General features: G+C 64.0%; 13 protein-coding genes. 8 read left to right on the top strand and 5 right to left on the bottom strand.

Annotated features, from left to right (window positions below):
• The first annotated feature begins 225 nt into the window (after positions 1 to 225).
• The 5 genes from ACEN9F_RS16600 to ACEN9F_RS16580 all read left to right on the top strand — a co-directional run bounded on the left by ACEN9F_RS16600 (position 226) and on the right by ACEN9F_RS16580 (position 6,140).
• A complete protein-coding gene (locus tag ACEN9F_RS16600; RefSeq protein WP_413421400.1) occupies positions 226 to 3,135 on the top strand; it encodes a TonB-dependent receptor in 2,910 nt (969 codons plus the stop codon).
• Between the two features lie 10 nt (positions 3,136 to 3,145).
• On the top strand, positions 3,146 to 4,072 hold the full coding sequence (locus ACEN9F_RS16595; RefSeq protein ID WP_413421398.1) for an alginate lyase family protein: 927 nt from the start codon (positions 3,146 to 3,148) through the stop codon (positions 4,070 to 4,072).
• A gap of 42 nt (positions 4,073 to 4,114) precedes the next feature.
• On the top strand, positions 4,115 to 5,194 hold the full coding sequence (locus tag ACEN9F_RS16590; protein WP_413421396.1) for an enoyl-CoA hydratase/isomerase family protein: 1,080 nt from the start codon (positions 4,115 to 4,117) through the stop codon (positions 5,192 to 5,194).
• Positions 5,195 to 5,206: 12 nt separating this feature from the next.
• Entirely contained in the window at positions 5,207 to 5,665 is a 459-nt protein-coding gene (locus ACEN9F_RS16585; protein WP_413421395.1) for an Lrp/AsnC family transcriptional regulator, read from the top strand.
• 94 nt (positions 5,666 to 5,759) lie between these two features.
• Positions 5,760 to 6,140: a VOC family protein gene (locus ACEN9F_RS16580; protein ID WP_413421393.1), complete on the top strand. Its 381-nt coding sequence runs from the start codon at positions 5,760 to 5,762 to the stop codon at positions 6,138 to 6,140.
• A 13-nt stretch (positions 6,141 to 6,153) separates the two neighbouring features.
• Here the strand turns inward: ACEN9F_RS16580 and rapZ are convergent, their stop codons facing one another.
• The 5 genes from rapZ to ilvA all read right to left on the bottom strand — a co-directional run bounded on the left by rapZ (position 6,154) and on the right by ilvA (position 11,379).
• On the bottom strand, positions 6,154 to 7,017 hold the full coding sequence (rapZ, locus tag ACEN9F_RS16575; RefSeq protein WP_413421391.1) for an RNase adapter RapZ: 864 nt from the start codon (positions 7,015 to 7,017) through the stop codon (positions 6,154 to 6,156).
• 128 nt (positions 7,018 to 7,145) lie between these two features.
• Positions 7,146 to 8,081: an HPr(Ser) kinase/phosphatase gene (gene hprK, locus ACEN9F_RS16570; RefSeq protein ID WP_008444515.1), complete on the bottom strand. Its 936-nt coding sequence runs from the start codon at positions 8,079 to 8,081 to the stop codon at positions 7,146 to 7,148.
• A gap of 55 nt (positions 8,082 to 8,136) precedes the next feature.
• Entirely contained in the window at positions 8,137 to 8,619 is a 483-nt protein-coding gene (locus ACEN9F_RS16565; protein WP_413421388.1) for a PTS sugar transporter subunit IIA, read from the bottom strand.
• Between the two features lie 328 nt (positions 8,620 to 8,947).
• On the bottom strand, positions 8,948 to 9,781 hold the full coding sequence (gene queF, locus ACEN9F_RS16560) for an NADPH-dependent 7-cyano-7-deazaguanine reductase QueF (protein ID WP_413421386.1): 834 nt from the start codon (positions 9,779 to 9,781) through the stop codon (positions 8,948 to 8,950).
• 62 nt (positions 9,782 to 9,843) lie between these two features.
• Positions 9,844 to 11,379, bottom strand: a complete 1,536-nt coding sequence (gene ilvA, locus ACEN9F_RS16555; RefSeq protein ID WP_413421385.1) for a threonine ammonia-lyase, biosynthetic — start codon at positions 11,377 to 11,379, stop codon at positions 9,844 to 9,846.
• Positions 11,380 to 11,580: 201 nt separating this feature from the next.
• Here ilvA and ACEN9F_RS16550 point away from each other — a divergent pair, with 201 nt between their 5' ends.
• The 3 genes from ACEN9F_RS16550 to ACEN9F_RS16540 all read left to right on the top strand — a co-directional run bounded on the left by ACEN9F_RS16550 (position 11,581) and on the right by ACEN9F_RS16540 (position 16,744).
• Positions 11,581 to 12,072, top strand: coding sequence for a YqaA family protein (locus ACEN9F_RS16550; protein WP_413421383.1), 492 nt, complete (start codon positions 11,581 to 11,583; stop codon positions 12,070 to 12,072).
• Between the two features lie 224 nt (positions 12,073 to 12,296).
• Positions 12,297 to 16,313, top strand: a complete 4,017-nt coding sequence (locus ACEN9F_RS16545; protein WP_413421381.1) for a DUF3683 domain-containing protein — start codon at positions 12,297 to 12,299, stop codon at positions 16,311 to 16,313.
• A complete protein-coding gene (locus ACEN9F_RS16540) occupies positions 16,313 to 16,744 on the top strand; it encodes an HIT family protein (protein WP_413421379.1) in 432 nt (143 codons plus the stop codon). The genes ACEN9F_RS16545 and ACEN9F_RS16540 overlap by 1 nt, the downstream gene beginning before the upstream one ends.

Genomic DNA, 16,744 nt, shown 5'->3' with positions numbered 1-16,744 from the left:
ACGGCCCCGGCACATCCAACTAAGGGCGCACGGCGCCCTTTTTTGCGCCTGTGTTGGTAAACGATTTTCTGCCGTTTGGCAAGCACTGCCGACAGAAACCGCTTCCAGTGGTGAATTCCCCTACAGTTTCTCTGTATTTATGGTTTTTAGATAAGAAAAATGATTTAATTGGGTAGTTAAACGTTTTCCTTGTTTGACGCTAAAACTATAAAGAGAGACAACACCATGCAAACCTTAGCCATCCGTCCGATGAGCGCGGCCATCGCCGTCGCCATGCTCAGCCTCGCCAGCGCGCAAGCTTTCGCGCAAGAAACCGCCGCCGTGGACAGCGCCGCCACCGTGGTCGTATCGGGCATCCGCAAGTCCTACGCGGACGCCGTCAACATGAAGCGCGACACGCTGGAGATCACCGACAGCATTTCGTCCGACGGCCTGGGCCGCTTCCCCGACCTGAACGTGGGCGAAGCCATCCAGCGCATCCCCGGCGTGCAGATCAACCGCGAGGCCGGCTCGCGCAACGCCACCATCAACCTGCGCGGCCTGCCGGGCACCTTCGCGCTGACCACCATCAACGGCATGTCCTTCGCGCAGCCGGTGCTGAACGGCTCGACGCCGCTGGGCGCGTTCAACTCGGACATCTTCAGCGCCGTGACGGTGCTGAAAAGCCCGACCGCGGCCGAGCAGCCGGGTGGCTTGAGCGGCAACATCGACCTGCGCATCACGTCGGCGCTGGCGCGCAAGGATGGCGGCGGCGTCAGCATCGGCGACGAGTACGACGAGCTGGGCAAGCTGACCACGCCCAACGCCACCGTGTCGTGGAACAAGCACTTCGGCAAGGACCTGGCGGTGTTCGGCGTGTACGCGTACAAGAAGGAAGACTTCCGTCGCGATTCGACCCAGATCCAGGACTACGATACGCTGGCGCCGAGCAATCTCGGCATCACGCAGGCGCAGTTCGACGCGCTGTATCCGAAATCGCAGTACGCCAAGGGCATCCTGTTCCCCGGCCAGATCCGCCAGACCGTGACCGCCAACACCGGCGCCACCAACAGCGGCGCGGCCGGCGTCGGCTGGCGCATGAACAGCGAGACCAAGCTCAACCTGACCGGCTACTTCAGTGACCGCAAGCTGGGCTCGTCCAACCAGTACCTGAACTATATCGACCCGACCGCCAACTCGCCGATCACCAACCTGGGGCCGGTCTTCGAGGTCGACACCGCAGGCGGCAAGCAGGCGATGATCAATTCCTACGACTACGCCAACGCCAGCGTGACCGACTCGCTGCGCTCGGCGCCGCAGCGGCAGATGACGCACGGCGTCACCGGCGATGTCGATTGGGAGAACGACGACTGGCATGTCAACGGCGCCTTCCACACCTCGCGCGCCGAGAACCGCCAGGACCAGCTGTCGATCGACATCGTGCAATCGGCGCGCACCCTGCCGGGCAGCAACGGCACCTACGGCCACTACTACTCGGGCGGCGACGACCTGGCGCAATCGGTGCTGACCCTGTTCACGCCGACGGTCAGCCACATCAATCCCGGCCCGTACGACCAGCGTCCCGGCACCTCGGTCACGCAGGCGCGCAACAACGGCAACGACCGCTTCGGCGTCACCGGCACCAACGGCCGCGCGCTGACCTCGGTGGATTCGGTGCAGGGTTCGGTGGAGCGCAGCTTCGAGCAGGGCTTCTTCAAATCGATCAAGGCCGGCCTGCGTTTCGAGAACAACGACTTCGTCTCCAGCGGCACGCGCAACACGGCGCAGGGCATCAACTTCGCGGCGATCCAATCGTCGCTGGCGATCACCAATCCCTACGTGTCGACCTTCGCCGACGGCTACATCCCCGGCTTCACCAAGAACTGGGTGGCGGTGGATATTCCTGCGGTGCTGAACGCGGTCAAGCCGGTGACCGTGCTGCCGGGCCAGACGCTGACGCCATACGGCCTGGTCAACAACGACGCCGATCCCGGCTTCTCCTCGTATAACTTCACGGTGTCGAACAAGATCTCGTCGGCCTATGTGTCCAGCATCTGGGGCACCAGCCTGTTCGGCGTGCCGGTCAAGGGCAACCTGGGCGGGCGCTACGAATCCACGCGCCAGACCATCAACTCGGTCGACACCAGCAACATCACCGTCACCATCCCGGGCGGCACCAAGGTGGTCACCACCAAGACGCCGCGCGAGTTCGAGCAGACCTACCACAACTTCCTGCCGTCGCTGGTGGCCAAGGCCGACCTGAGCGACAAGCTGGCGCTGCGCGGCGCCGCCTACCGCACCTTCGTGCGTCCGCAGCCGCGCGACATCACGCCGTCCACGGTGGTGACCGAACCGGCGCTGGGCACCGCCACGCCGACCTACAACGTCACCTTGGGCAGCGCCAACCTGCAGCCGTACAAGGCCAACTCCTACGACCTGGCGCTGGAATGGTATAACCGTCCCAACGGCCTGGTGGCGCTGACCGTGTTCCAGAAGGACGTCAAGGGCCTGGTGGGACCGGTGCGCGACATCAACCGCCTGTGCCCGGCCGACGCGACCGCGCTCGGCCTGGGCCACCTGTCGGTGGTGGGCAGCAACTGCCTGAGCGACATCATGGTCAATGTCGGCACGGCGGAGGCGCCGTCGATGCAGCCGGCCCGCGTCGTCATCTCGGGCCAGGCCAACCAGCAGGCGATCAAGGTCAACGGCGTGGAGTTCAACGTGCAGCAGAACCTGGACTTCCTGCCGGCGCCCTTCAACAACCTGGGCGGCGCGTTCAACTATGCCTACACCACCATCAAGGGCAAGAACGACGACGGCTCGGCGGCGACGCTGCCCGGCGTTTCCCGCAATAATTACAACCTGATCGCCTACTACGAGACCAGGACCTGGGGCGTGCGCGCGGTCTACAACTACCGCGACGATTACGACCTGGCGGCCGGCGGCACCTTCAACGGCGCGGCGCGTTCGGTCAAGGCGCGCGGCCAGCTGGACATGTCGGCCAGCTACACCTTCGACGGCGGCTACAAGATTTCCTTCGACGCCTTCAACATGACCAACTCGGTGCGCGAGGAATACGAGGGCACGTATATGAAACCGCGCCGCCTGGACGTCGACGGCCGCACCTACCAGTTCAAGCTGAGCGCCACTTTCTAACAGGAGCATCATGAAACATACTAAATTGTTTATCGCATTGTGGCTGGCGTCGGCCGCGCCGCTGGCGCTGGCTTGCGCCGCGCCGCCGCCGGCCAGCATCGACATCGACGCCAACAGCTATTACTCGGACAGCCATCATTCGGTGATCGATCCGGTGCTGAGGGCGCGCAACATCGCCAACACCAAGCCGATCGAGGACTTCCTGGGGCAGGTGGCCAGGGATGCCGGCGGCAAGGGCGAGCCGGCCTGCGCGCTGACCTGGCTGGAGAGCTGGGCCGGCCAGAAGGCCCTGCTGGGCAAGCTGTCCAGCGAGCAGGCTTACTACGTGCGCAAGTGGACGCTGGGCGGCATGGCCTTGAGCTACGCGCGCGTGCAGGCGTCCGCCACGCCGGCGCAGCGGCAAGCCATCGAAGGCTGGTTCAAGGCGCTGGCCGATGCGACGATGGCGCACTCGGACGCCAAGAAGGGCACGCGCAACAACCACTACTACTGGGAAGGCCTGGCGGTGACGGCGGTGGGAGGCGTGACGCGCGACCCGCGCTACCTGGACTGGGGCCGCAAGGTGTTTGACCACGCGATGGGGCAGATGGCGGCGGACGGCTCGCTGCCGGCCGAGATGGAGCGCGGCGTCAAGGCGCTGCATTACCAGGTGTACGCCACCGTGCCGCTGGTGATGATCGCCTCGGTGCTGGACTTGCACGATGCCAGGCTGGACCAGCTGGTCAAGTTCACCGTTGCGGCGTCGGCCGATCCGTCGGGCATCGCCAAGGCCACCGGCTTCGAGCAGGAGCGGGTCGGCGTGCGCGACGTGACGACCATCCATGGCCGCCACGAGGGCAAGCCGCAGGAGGCGTCGGACAAGCCGCAGTGGCAGCCGCGCCTGGGTGGCGACCTGAACGCGCCGAATCCGCTGGAGCATCTTGCGGCGCGCAAATAGCGGTAGCAGTAGAATAGGGCTTTCTCTTCAGCCCTGTTCATCATGAGCGAATACGTCCACACCAGCGTCGGCAACGGCACCGGCTTCATCGTACTGGATCGTCCCAAGGCCTTGAATTCACTGTCGCTGGCGATGGTGCGGAGCATAACGCAAGCGCTGCTGGCGTGGCGCGACGATAGCGCCGTGGCCGCCGTCGTTATCCGCAGCAGCAGCGGGAAGGCCTTCTGCGCCGGCGGCGACATTCGCTTCTTCTACGATGTGGGCCGCGCAGGGCCGCAGGGCGGCAGCGCGCTGCTGGAGGATTTCTTCAGCGAAGAATATGCGCTCAACCACCTGATCCATTTTTATCCCAAGCCTTACATCGCGCTGATGGATGGCGTGGTGATGGGCGGCGGCATGGGCGTGTCGCAGGGCGGACCGCAGTGCCGCGCGCGCATCGTCACCGAGCGGACCAAGATGGCGATGCCGGAAGTGAATATCGGCTTGTTCCCGGATGTGGGCGGCAGCTATTTCCTGGCGCGCGCGCCGGGTGCGCTGGGCTACTATCTCGGCTTGACCGGTGTGACGATCAACGCCGCCGACGCCTTGTACGCCGGCCTCGCGGATGTCTACGCGCCCAGCGCCGACGGGGAAGTGCTGGACGCGATCCTGGAATCCACGCCGGGCGCGGAACTGCGCGACGCCGTCGCCGCCTTCTCGCCTTCGTCGCAACCGGTTGCCGGCGTCCTGGAGGCCAACCGCGCCGCCATCGACCGCCACTTCGGCGCCGGCTCGGTGCAGGCCATCGTCGCCTCGCTGAAGACCGACGACGGCGCGTTCGCGCAAAAGACCCTGCAAGTGATGGCGACCCGCTCGCCGCTGATGATGTGCGTCACGCACGAGTTGATCAAGCGCGGTGCGGCGCTGGACGTGGCCGATTGCCTGCGGCTGGAACGCACGCTGGTGCGCCACAACTTTGAAGACGGCGAAGTCATCGAAGGCATACGCGCGCTGGTGATCGACAAGGACAACGCGCCGCAGTGGAAGCCGGCTAGCCTGGACGAAGTCGGAGAAGACGCCGTGCAACGCTTCTTCCAGCCCGTCTGGCCCGACTACGCGCACCCGCTGCGCCATCTGGACTAGGCGCCAATGGCCGTGGAACTGGACCGTATCGACATCCAGATACTCAACCTGCTGCAGGAGGACGCCGCGATACCGCTGCGGCGCATCGCCGAGCTGGTGCATGCATCCCCCGCCACCTGCCAGCGCCGCATTGCCCAGCTGCGCGCCGGCGGCATCCTGATCAAGGAGGTGGCGCTGGTCGACCGCGTGCGCGTCGGCCGCCCGTTGACGGCCTTCGTCACCGTGCAGCTGGAACAGCAAAACACCGCGCTGTTGAAGATGTTCGAGTCATTGATGCGGGAAGAGTCCGATGTCATGGCCTGCTATGAGGTGGCGGGCGAATATGACTTCATGCTGGTGGTGACGGCCGTGTCGATGGAAGCCTTCCAGGCCTTCACGCGGCGCGTGTTCACGTCGAATAACAACGTGGCCAACTACAAGAGCCTGCTGGCCATGAATTGCGCCAAGTTCGAGACCAAGGTACCGCTCTGAAGATAGAGTAATTCTTGCAGCGCGGGGCATGAGAATGCAATTTTTTCTCATGGCCGATCAGTATCATGGGCCTTCGACTTTGAAGGAGCCCACCATGATCGACCACGTCTCCATCGGCACGCGCGCACTGGCGCGGGCCACCGATTTCTACTCCGCCTGTTTCGCTCCCTTGGGCTACACGCTGCAGCACCAGGACGCCACCCAAGTCATCTACGGCGCCAACGGCGCATGGAGCTTCTGCCTGTATCCGTCGACCGGCGACGGCGTGCTGGCGGGCGACCGCGCCCACCTGGCCGTTGCCGCGCCGAGCCGCGAGGCCGCCGCGGGATTCTTCTCCGCCGCGATGGCGCTGGGAGCGACCGCCTTGCGCGAGCCCGGTTTGCGGCCGGATATCAATGAGCGTTATTTCGGCACCATGATCAAAGACCTCGACGGCCATACCGTCGAGGTGGTGCACTGGCTGACCCCGGCCTGACGCCGGTCGCGCATCAGGATTGTTCGCGGTGGCGCAGGACCACGCGCTCGGTGGTGTTGAAGTAGGCGGCGAGTTTTTCCGCCATGTAGACCGAACGGTGCTGGCCACCGGTGCAGCCCAGCGCCACCGTCAGGTAGCTGCGGTTGTCGGTCTTGAAGGACGGCAGCCATTTTTCCACAAACACGCGGATGTCGTTCAGCATTTCCAGCGCGCTCGGCTGCGCATTCAGGAAGTCGATCACCGGCGCATCGCGGCCCGTCAGCGGACGCAGGGTCAGGTCGTAGTAGGGATTCGGCAGCGCCCGCACGTCGAATACGAAATCGGCGTCCATCGGCACGCCCAGCTTGAAGGCGAACGATTCAAAGAACAAGGTCAGCGGCGCGCGCTCGATCGCCACCAGATCCTTGACCCAGCTGCGCAGCTTGTTGGCGCTCAGTTCCGAGGTGTCGATCACATGGCCCAGCTGTTCGATGGTCGACAGCCGTTCGCGCTCTTCCATGATGCATTCGATCAGCGTGCGGCGCGCGGCCGGGTTCTGCCCCGGACGCAGCTCGTGCGACAACGGATGGCTGCGCCGCGTTTCCGAAAAGCGCGCCACCAGCGAGTGCGTGTTCGCGGTGAGGAACATGACCTTGACGTCGTGGCCCTCTTCGCGCAGGCGCTTGACGTCGGCCGGCAGCGAGGCCAGCGATTCGGCGCTGCGCGCGTCGACCGCCACCGCCAGGGCTTGCAGGCCTTCCTCCATCAGGGTCTTCACCAGGCTGGAGAGCAGGGCGGGCGGCAGGTTGTCGACGCAGTAGTGTCCGGTGTCTTCCAGCACGTTCAGTGCGACCGATTTGCCGGAGCCGGAAATGCCGGTGATGAGGACGATGCGCATCTGCTTAATCTCCGCTCATGGCTTGACGTTGGTGGAGCGGGGAATTCGTGGAGCGCAGCTCCGCGCCTGCGGAACGGTTGCGCCATGCATGGCGCGACTCCTTAGCAACATTCAGTCTTTGCTGCATTTCAATCTCCGCTCATTGCTTGTCGTTGCCGTTCCATGAATTCCTGCAGCGTGTCGATGCCGCGCAGTTGCAAAATCGTGTTGCGCACGGCGGCTTCCAGCAGCACCGCGATGTTGCGGCCGGCCGCCACCGGGATCACCACCTTGCGGATCGGCAGGCCCAGCACGTCCTCGGTCGGGAACTGGAACGGCAGGCGCTCCACTTCCTCGTCGGCCGCGCCGCGCCGCACCAGGTGCACGATCAGCTTCAGGCGCATCTTGCGGCGCACCGCGGTCTCACCGAAGATGGCCTTGATGTCCAGCAGGCCCAGCCCGCGCACTTCCAGCAGGTTCTGCAGCAACGCCGGGCAGCGGCCTTCGATCATGTTCGGCGCGATGCGCGAGAATTCCACCGCGTCATCGGCCACCAGGCCGTGCGAGCGCGAAATCAGTTCCAGGCCCAGCTCGCTCTTGCCGAGGCCGGAGTCGCCGGTGATCAGCACGCCCACGCCCAGCACGTCCATGAACACGCCGTGCATGATGATGCGCTGCGCCAGCTTCTTCGACAGGTAGACGCGCAAGAAGTCGATCACCTGCGCCGCCGGCAGCGGCGTCGAGAACAGCGGGATGTTTTTCTCGTCGCAGATGGCGAGGATGTCGGGCGGCGTTTCCAGGCCTTGGGCGATGATCAGCGCCGGCGGGCCGCCGGCGATCAGCTCGCCGATGACGTGGGCCCGCGTCAGCGACTTCAGGCGCTGGTAGTAATTGATTTCCTGGTGTCCGAAGACCTGGATGCGGCCCGGGTGGATGGTGTTCAAGTGGCCGACCTGGTCGGCGGCCGAAGCGACGTCGCCGGAGATCAGGCGCTCGCCGCCGGGGAAGCCGGCGAACCAGCCTAGCTGCAAACTTTCGCGATTGTCGTCGTAAAGCCTTTGTATCGTCAGCGGAGTTTGCAGCATGGGGCGTCTTTATCGAATAGGTTGAACTGTCCTTAGTTTAACCTATTGTCGGACGTCAGCCAGCGGCCTGCAGGCTGGGCAGCCAGTTGATGATGCGCGAATGCACCGATTTCGGTTCCGGGTCCGTGCTCAGCGCGGTGCGGAAGGCGTCATCGGAGAACATCTCGGCGATCTCGGACAGGATCTCCAGGTGCTGCTGGGTCACGTGATCCGGGATCAGGAGGAAGAACAGCAGGTTGACCGGCTTGCCGTCCGGCGACTCGAACGGGATGGGCTCGGCCAGGCGCACGAAGGCCGCCAGCGGCGATTTCAGGCTCTTCATGCCCTTGATGCGGCCGTGCGGCACGGCGACGCCATGGCCCAGTCCGGTCGAGCCGAGGCGCTCGCGCGCGAACAGATTGTCCGAGACGGTGGAGCGGGCGATGCCGCAATTGTTTTCGAAGATCAGGCCGGCTTGCTCGAAAGCGCGCTTCTTGCTGGAGACTTCCAGATCCAACAGCACATTTTCGAGAGAGAGTATTTTGCTAAGGTTGTTCATAACACGACATAAAATGTTGCAACGCACAAGGTTGGCATGCGAGCAGAATTATAGGCTTGTTTCTGCGCCATGTAACTCGAAATCGCTCGCGCCGGCGTTGCGTTTCCATCCGCCATGGTCTGGGCTGTGTGCTGGTATGTATGCATAGAGGAAAGGATTTGCTATTTCTGAACAGAAATCCTGAAAAACACCGGTTTTTTGCCTGAAACCGGGCCCTTTTGCCAATTTTTGACGCTTTTTGAAGCAGCGGCGGCGTATCGCTTGGCCGGCACGCTGTCTCCACATCATACGCCGGTTTTTTCTTGTTCGATTGAAAAAACTATTACGTTTATTGACGTGCGCCACGCAGGTTGGCTGGTTTCTGTGCTGTGCTGAAATTGCTGCGCCAGGGATTGATGTCCAGTCCGCCGCGCCGGGTATAGCGGGCGTACACGGCCAGCTGCTGCGGCTGGCACTGGCGCAGGATGTCGACGAAGATGCGCTCGACGCACTGCTCGTGGAATTCGTTGTGCTCGCGGAAGCCGATCAGATACTTCAGCAGGCTTTCCTGCTCGATCTGCGGGCCGCTGTAGTGGATCTGCACGCTGGCCCAGTCCGGCTGCCCGGTGACCAGGCAGTTCGATTTGAGCAGGTGCGAGACCAGTTTTTCCTCCACCGGTTCCTCGTCGTGCGCGGCCTTCAGGATCTCCGGCGACGGGCTGTAGTGGTCGACCTCGATGTCGAGGCGGTCCAGCAGCAGGCCGTCCAGTTCGCCCATCTCGACCATGCCGAATTCTTCCGGCTGGGTGATGGTGATGTGGACGTTGGCGCCGACGCCCTTGGACAGGTCTTGCTGCAGCAAGGTCTTCAGCGCGACCACGCCGTCGAGGCGGGTCTGGTTGAACGAGTTCAGGTACAGCTTGAAGGATTTCGATTCGATGATGTTGGGCGAATCGGCCGGCACCGTGATGCGGGCGATCGCCACCTGCGGCTTGCCGCGCTGGTTCAGCCATGAGATTTCATAGGCGTTCCAGATATCGACGCCGAAGAAGGGCAGGGTGCCGGACAGGCCCAGCTCGTCGCGCTTGCCCTGGCGCGGGATCGGGAACAGCAGTTCCGGCGCGTAATCGGTGCGGTAGGCGGAGGTTTTTCCCAGCGGGGACAAGTCGACGGTGTTGGTCATGGCGTTGCCTGTATTTCGGTGAAGGTCGGCATGGTACTGCAAACCATGCCGACCTGCTTGGATTAGCCGAGGAACAGCTTGTAGACGGGATTGGCGCTCTCGTCCCAGCAGCGGTAGCCCAGCGTGGTCAGGAATTGCGCGAACGCGCCCATCTCTTCGGCCGGCACCTGCAGGCCGATCAGGATGCGGCCGACGTCGCCGCCCTGGCTGCGGTAGTGGCACAGCGAGATGTTCCAGTTCGGCGCCATCGAATCGAGGAAGCGCATCAGCGCGCCCGGACGCTCGGGGAACTCGAAGCGGTACAGCAGCTCGTCCTTGGCCAGCGCGCTCTTGCCGCCGACCAGGTGGCGGATGTGGGCCTTGGCCAGCTCGTCGTGGGTCAGGTCCAGCGCCTTGAAGCCGTGCTCCTCGAAACGCCGCGCCAGCGCGCCCGATTCGCTGCGGTCGGCGATCTGCACGCCGCAGAACACGTGGGCCTCGTCCTTGTCGCTGATGCGGTAGTTGAACTCGGTCACATTGCGCGGGCCGACCAGCGAGCAGAAGCGCTTGAAGCTGCCGCGCTGCTCCGGCAAGGTGACGGCGAACACCGCCTCGCGCGCCTCGCCCAGTTCGGCGCGTTCGGCCACGAAGCGCAGGCGGTCGAAGTTCATGTTGGCGCCGCAGGCGATGGTGATCAGCGTCTCGTTCTTGATCGGCTCCTTGGTCAGCGCGGCGCGTTCGATATACGCCTTGGCGCCGGCGATGGCCAGCGCGCCGGCCGGTTCCAGGATGCTGCGGGTGTCGGTGAACACGTCCTTGATGGCGGCGCTGATGGCGTCGGTGTCGACGATGATGATGTCGTCCACGTACTGCTGCGTCAGGCGGAAGGTTTCCTCGCCCACCAGGCGCACCGCGGTGCCGTCGGAGAACAGGCCGACGTCGGCCAGCGTGATGCGCTCGCCGGCCTTGATGCTGCGCGCCATGGCGTCGGAATCGAGGGTCTGCACGCCGATGATCTTGATGTCGGGGCGGATCGCCTTGACGTAGGCGGCCACGCCGGAAATCAGGCCGCCGCCGCCGATGGCGACGAAGATCGCGTGGATCGGGCCCGAGTGCTGGCGCAGGATTTCCATGCCGATGGTGCCCTGGCCGGCGATCACGTCCGGATCGTCGAATGGGTGGACGAAGGTCAGCTTCTGTTCCTTCTCCAGGGTCAGCGCGTGGTTGTAGGCATCGGTATAGGACTCGCCGTGCAGCACCACCTCGACCTCGGCGCCGCCGCGCGCCTTGACGGCGTCGATCTTCACTTGCGGCGTGGTGGTCGGCATGACGATCAGCGCGCGGCAGCCCAGCTTGGCCGCCGACAGCGCCACGCCCTGGGCGTGGTTGCCGGCCGAGGCGCAGATCACGCCGCGCTTGCGCTGGGCCTCGCTCAGGTGCGCCATCTTGTTATAGGCGCCGCGAATCTTGAAGCTGAACACGCTCTGCATGTCCTCGCGCTTGAAGTAAATTCGGTTCTCGAAACGCTGCGACAGCGTCGGCGCGAGTTCCAGCGGGGTTTCATCAGCGACGTCGTAGACGCGCGCGGTCAGGATTTTCTTCAGATAGTCGATAGTCATGGTCTGCAAACTTAGAGTTCCAAGGCCCGGTGTCAGTGCCGACATTCGGACACTGACACCGAAGTTTCAATGCTAACTATCCGGCGGGTGACCGGGTGGAGCAGGGGCGCGGATGCCGGCGGGTGGGCCGGAATCGGACTGTTCAATCGTGCGGTGTATGAGTCATTATAATGGACACCTTTCGTCCCGCTAAAGAAACCGATGATCGAATCTGCAATTGCCTGGCTGCTGCACGTGCTGGCCGCGCCGGAAGTGGGGCTGACATCGGTCTTCATCATCAGTTTCGTCTCCGCCACGCTGGTGCCGCTGGGCTCGGAACCCACCGTGTTCGCCGTGATCAAGGCCAACCCGCTGCTGTTCTGGAGCGCCATCGGCGTCGCCACCGTCGGCAATACGCTGGGCGGCGCGGTCGACTACTACATCGGCTACCAGGCCAAGCAGACGTTCTCCAAGGAGCGCAAGAGCCGCTGGTTCCACTGGCTGGAACGCTACGGCGCCAAGACCATGCTGCTGGCCTGGCTGCCCGGCATCGGCGATCCGCTGTGCACCCTGGGCGGCTGGCTCAAGCTGCCTTTCTGGCCCAGCCTGGCCTATATGGCGGTGGGAAAACTGCTGCGCTACCTGACCATGACCACGCTGCTGTTGTACGTGCCGGACGGTGTTTGGCACCGGATCGGACAAATGCTGGGCTAATTTGGTGCAATGGATCATATTGCCGCATAAGCTTATGCATAAATTTCATTCAGTTGACTGATCGTGATTGGCATCTTCTTGCTCGTGAATGGGGGTTTCGGCGAATTTTCGGCGGGTTTCGGCCTTGATGAGTATCCGTAGGCCTTCTAAGGCTGTTCCCGCGTGGTGCGCCGCAATACGCTAGAATGACCCTCCCGGGTTCAGTTTACAAGTCCAATCGCATAATGAATGCCCCTGCACAAATCCAAGCTTTGCTGGCGGAGACGCCCCACGGTCCGGAGGCCACGCGCCTTCGGGAAATTCCTTATAACTACACGTCGTTTTCCGATCGCGAGATCGTCATACGGCTGCTAGGCGAGGAATCGTGGAGTTTGCTGGATGCGCTGCGCGGCGCGCGCCAGACCGGCCGCTCGGCCCGCATGCTGTACGAGGTGCTGGGCGATATCTGGGCGGTGCGGCGCAATCCCTATCTGCAGGACGACCTGCTGGACAATCCGAAACGCCGCCAGGAACTGATCAACGCGCTGCATCACCGCCTGGCCGAGGTGGACAAGCGCCGCCTGACCCTCGACGACGACGGCGCCCAGACCGACGAAGCGGCCAAGCAGCGCAGCGCCAACGTGGTCAAGCTGTTGCGCGCGGCCGGCAAGGCGGTGGCCGATTTCGGCGAGGAATTCAAGCAGGTCTACGACCTGCGCAAGCGCACCACCAAGGTCCTGGGCCGCTACACCGAAAAGCACAACGTCTGCTTCGACGGCATGAAGCGCATCTCGCACGTGACCGACGCCACCGACTGGCGCGTCGAGTATCCGTTCGTGGTGCTGACCCCGGACAGCGAAGAGGAAATGGCCGGCCTGGTCAAGGGCTGCATCGAACTGGGACTGACCATCATCCCGCGCGGCGGCGGCACCGGCTACACCGGCGGCGCGATCCCGCTGACGCCGATGTCGGCCGTCATCAACACCGAGAAGCTGCTCAACATGGGCCCGGTCGAGATGAAGGTGCTGCCCGGCCTGCAGAAGGAATACGCGACCATCCACACCGGCGCCGGCGTCATCACCAACAAGGTATCGGAAGCGGCCGAGAAGGCCGGCTTCGTGTTCGCGGTCGATCCGACCTCGGCGCACGCCTCCTGCATCGGCGGCAATATCGCGATGAACGCGGGCGGCAAGAAGGCCGTGCTGTGGGGCACCGCGCTGGACAACCTGGCCTCGTGGCGCATGGTCGACCCGAACGGCGACTGGCTCGAAGTCACGCGCCTGGACCACAACCTGTCGAAGATCCACGATACGCCGTTGGCCCGCTTCAGGCTGGAGTGGACCCATCCGACCGCGCGCGGCGAAAGCAAGGGCGCGCCGTTCAAGACCGAGATCCTGGAGATCGAAGGCCGCAAGTTCCGCAAGGAAGGCCTGGGCAAGGACGTGACCGACAAGTTCCTGTCCGGCCTGCCCGGCATCCAGAAGGAAGGCTGCGACGGCTTGATCACGTCGGGCCGCTGGATCCTGCACAAGATGCCGAAGTTCGCCCGCACCGTCTGCCTGGAATTCTTCGGCCAGGCGCGCGACGCGATCCCGTCGATCGTCGAGATCAAGGATTACCTGGACGGCTTGCCGGCCAAGGGCGAGAACTTCTCCACGCTGCGCCTGGCCGGCCTGGAGCACCTGGACGAACGCTACCTGCGCGCGGTCGGCTACGCCACCAAATCGAAACGCGGCGTGCTGCCGAAGATGGCGCTGTTCGGCGACATCGTCGGCGACGATGAAAACGCCGTGGCGCAAGCTGCGTCGGAAGTGGTGCGCATCGCCAACACCCGGGTGGGCGAGGGCTTTGTCGCCGTCAGCGCCGAGGCGCGCAAGAAATTCTGGCTGGACCGCGCCCGCACCGCCGCCATCGCCAAGCACACCAACGCCTTCAAGATCAACGAAGACGTGGTGATCCCGCTGAACCGCATGGGCGAGTACACCGACGGCATCGAGCGCATCAACATCGAGCTGTCGATCAAGAACAAGCTGCAGCTGGTCGGCGAACTGCAGGACTTCTTCGCCGCCGGCAATCTGCCGATCGGCAAGAGCGACGACGCCGACGACGCCGTGGGCGACGAGGAAATGCTGGGCGACCGCGTGCAGCAGGTCGAGACGCTGCTGTCGCAGGTGCATGCGCGCTGGACCTATCTGCTGGCCGGGCTGGACAAGCCGCTGGGCGCCATCACCGGCGAGCTGGCCGCGCTGGGCATGGAGCGCCTGCTGCCGGTGTTCGACGAACGCCTGAAGACGCAGCCGGACGCGACCCTGTTCGACATCGTGCAGGACCGCACCATCCGCGTCACCTGGAAGCAGGAAATCCGCGCCCAGCTGCGCCAGATCTTCAACGGTGCGGCCTACAAGCTGATCCTCGACGAGGCGACCGCGATCCACAAGCGCGTGCTGCGCGGCCGCGTGTTCGTGGCGCTGCACATGCACGCCGGTGACGGCAATGTGCACACCAACCTGCCGGTCAACTCGGACCACTACGAGATGCTGCAACTGGCGCACCAGGCCGTGGCGCGCATCATGACCCTGGCCCGTTCGCTGAACGGCGTGATCTCGGGCGAGCACGGCATCGGCATCACCAAGCTGGAGTTCCTGACCGAGGACGAGATCGGCCCGTTCCGCGACTACAAGCTGCGCGTCGACCCGGAGGGCCGCTTCAACAAGGGCAAGCTGCTGAACCTGCCCGGCATGGAGGCCGACTTAAGCAACGCCTACACGCCGTCGTTCGGCCTGATGGGCCACGAATCGCTGATCATGCAGCAGAGCGATATCGGCGCCATCGCCAACAGCGTCAAGGACTGCCTGCGCTGCGGCAAGTGCAAGCCGGTGTGCTCGACCCACGTGCCGCGCGCCAACCTGCTGTACTCGCCGCGCGACAAGATCCTCGCGACGTCGTCGCTGATCGAAGCCTTCCTGTACGAAGAGCAGACCCGCCGCGGCATCTCGATCAAGCACTGGGAGGAATTCGAGGACGTGGCGGATCACTGCACCGTCTGCCACAAGTGCGTCACGCCGTGTCCGGTCAACATCGACTTCGGCGATGTCTCGATGAACATGCGCAACCTGCTGCGCAAGATGGAGAAGAAGAGCTTCAAGCCGGCGCTGGCCGCCACCATGTTCTTCCTCAACGCCAGCGACCCGACCACCATCAACGCCACGCGCCAGGTCATGTCGAACTGGGGCTTCAAGGCCCAGCGCCTGGGCCACGACGTGCTGAAGAAGTTCGCCAGGAAGCAGACCAAGGCGCCGCCGCCGACGGTGGGCAAGCCGAAGGTGCGCGAGCAGGTGATCCACTTCATCAACAAGAAAATGCCGGGCAACCTGCCGAAGAAATCGGCGCGCGCATTGCTGGACATCGAGGACGACAAGGTTATCCCGATCATCCGCAATCCGAAGACCACCAACGCCGATACGGAAGCGGTGTTCTACTTCCCTGGCTGCGGCTCGGAGCGCCTGTTCTCGCAAGTGGGCCTGGCGACGCAGGCGATGCTGTGGGAAGTGGGCGTGCAGACGGTGCTGCCGCCGGGCTACCTGTGCTGCGGCTATCCACAGCGCGGCAACGGCGAGTTCGACAAGGCCGAGAAGATGATGACGGATAACCGCGTGCTGTTCCACCGCATGGCCAACACGCTCAACTACCTGGACATCAAGACCGTGCTGGTCTCGTGCGGCACCTGCTACGACCAGCTGGCGACCTACGAGTTCGACAAGATCTTCCCGGGCTGCCGCATCATGGACATCCATGAGTATCTGCTGGAGAAGCAGGTCAAGCTGGAAGGCGTCAACGGCACCCGCTATATGTACCACGAGCCTTGCCACAATCCGATGAAGCTGCAGGAATCGGGCAAGACCATCAACGCGCTGATCTCGACGGTGGACAACGTCAAGATCGAGAAGAACGACCGCTGCTGCGGTGACTCCGGCACGCTGCAGGTGTCGCGTCCCGACATTTCCACGCAAGTGCGCTTCCGCAAGGAAGAGGAAATGATCAAGGGCGCCGACAAGCTGCGCGCCGACGGTTTCGCCGGCGAGGTGAAAATCCTCACCAGCTGCCCGTCCTGCCTGGGCGGCGTGTCGCGCTACAGCGAAGACGCCGGCACCACGGCCGACTATATCGTGGTCGAGATCGCCAAGCACCTGCTGGGCGAGAACTGGATGCCGGACTACGTCAAGCGCGCCAACGACGGCGGCATCGAGCGGGTGCTGGTGTAATGGCCTGCGACCTGTGCAAGCTGCTGGCCGCGCCGCCGGCCGGCGTGCTGGTCTGGCGCGACCGGCAGGTATCGGTGGTGGCGGTGGACGAGCCCGAGTACCCGGGCTTCACGCGCGTGGTGTGGAACGAGCACGTCAAGGAGATGACCGACCTGTGCCCGTCCGAGCGCAACCGCGTGATGGACGTGGTGTGGGCGGTGGAAGCGGCGCAGCGCGCCGTGCTGGCGCCGGAAAAGATCAATGTCGCCAGTTTTGGTAACATGACGCCGCACGTGCACTGGCATGTGATCCCGCGCTACCTGGACGACGCGCATTTCCCGAACCCGACCTGGGCTGCGGCGCAGCGTTCGTCGGCGCCGGAAGTATTGGCATCGCGCCGTGCGCTGCTGCCGGCGCTGCACGCGGCCATCGTCGAACGATTGAAAGACTAA

Source organism: Duganella sp. CT11-25 (assembly GCF_047302815.1).
Lineage (GTDB): Bacteria > Pseudomonadota > Gammaproteobacteria > Burkholderiales > Burkholderiaceae_D > Rugamonas.
This window is presented reverse-complemented; position numbering and strand designations above follow the sequence as displayed.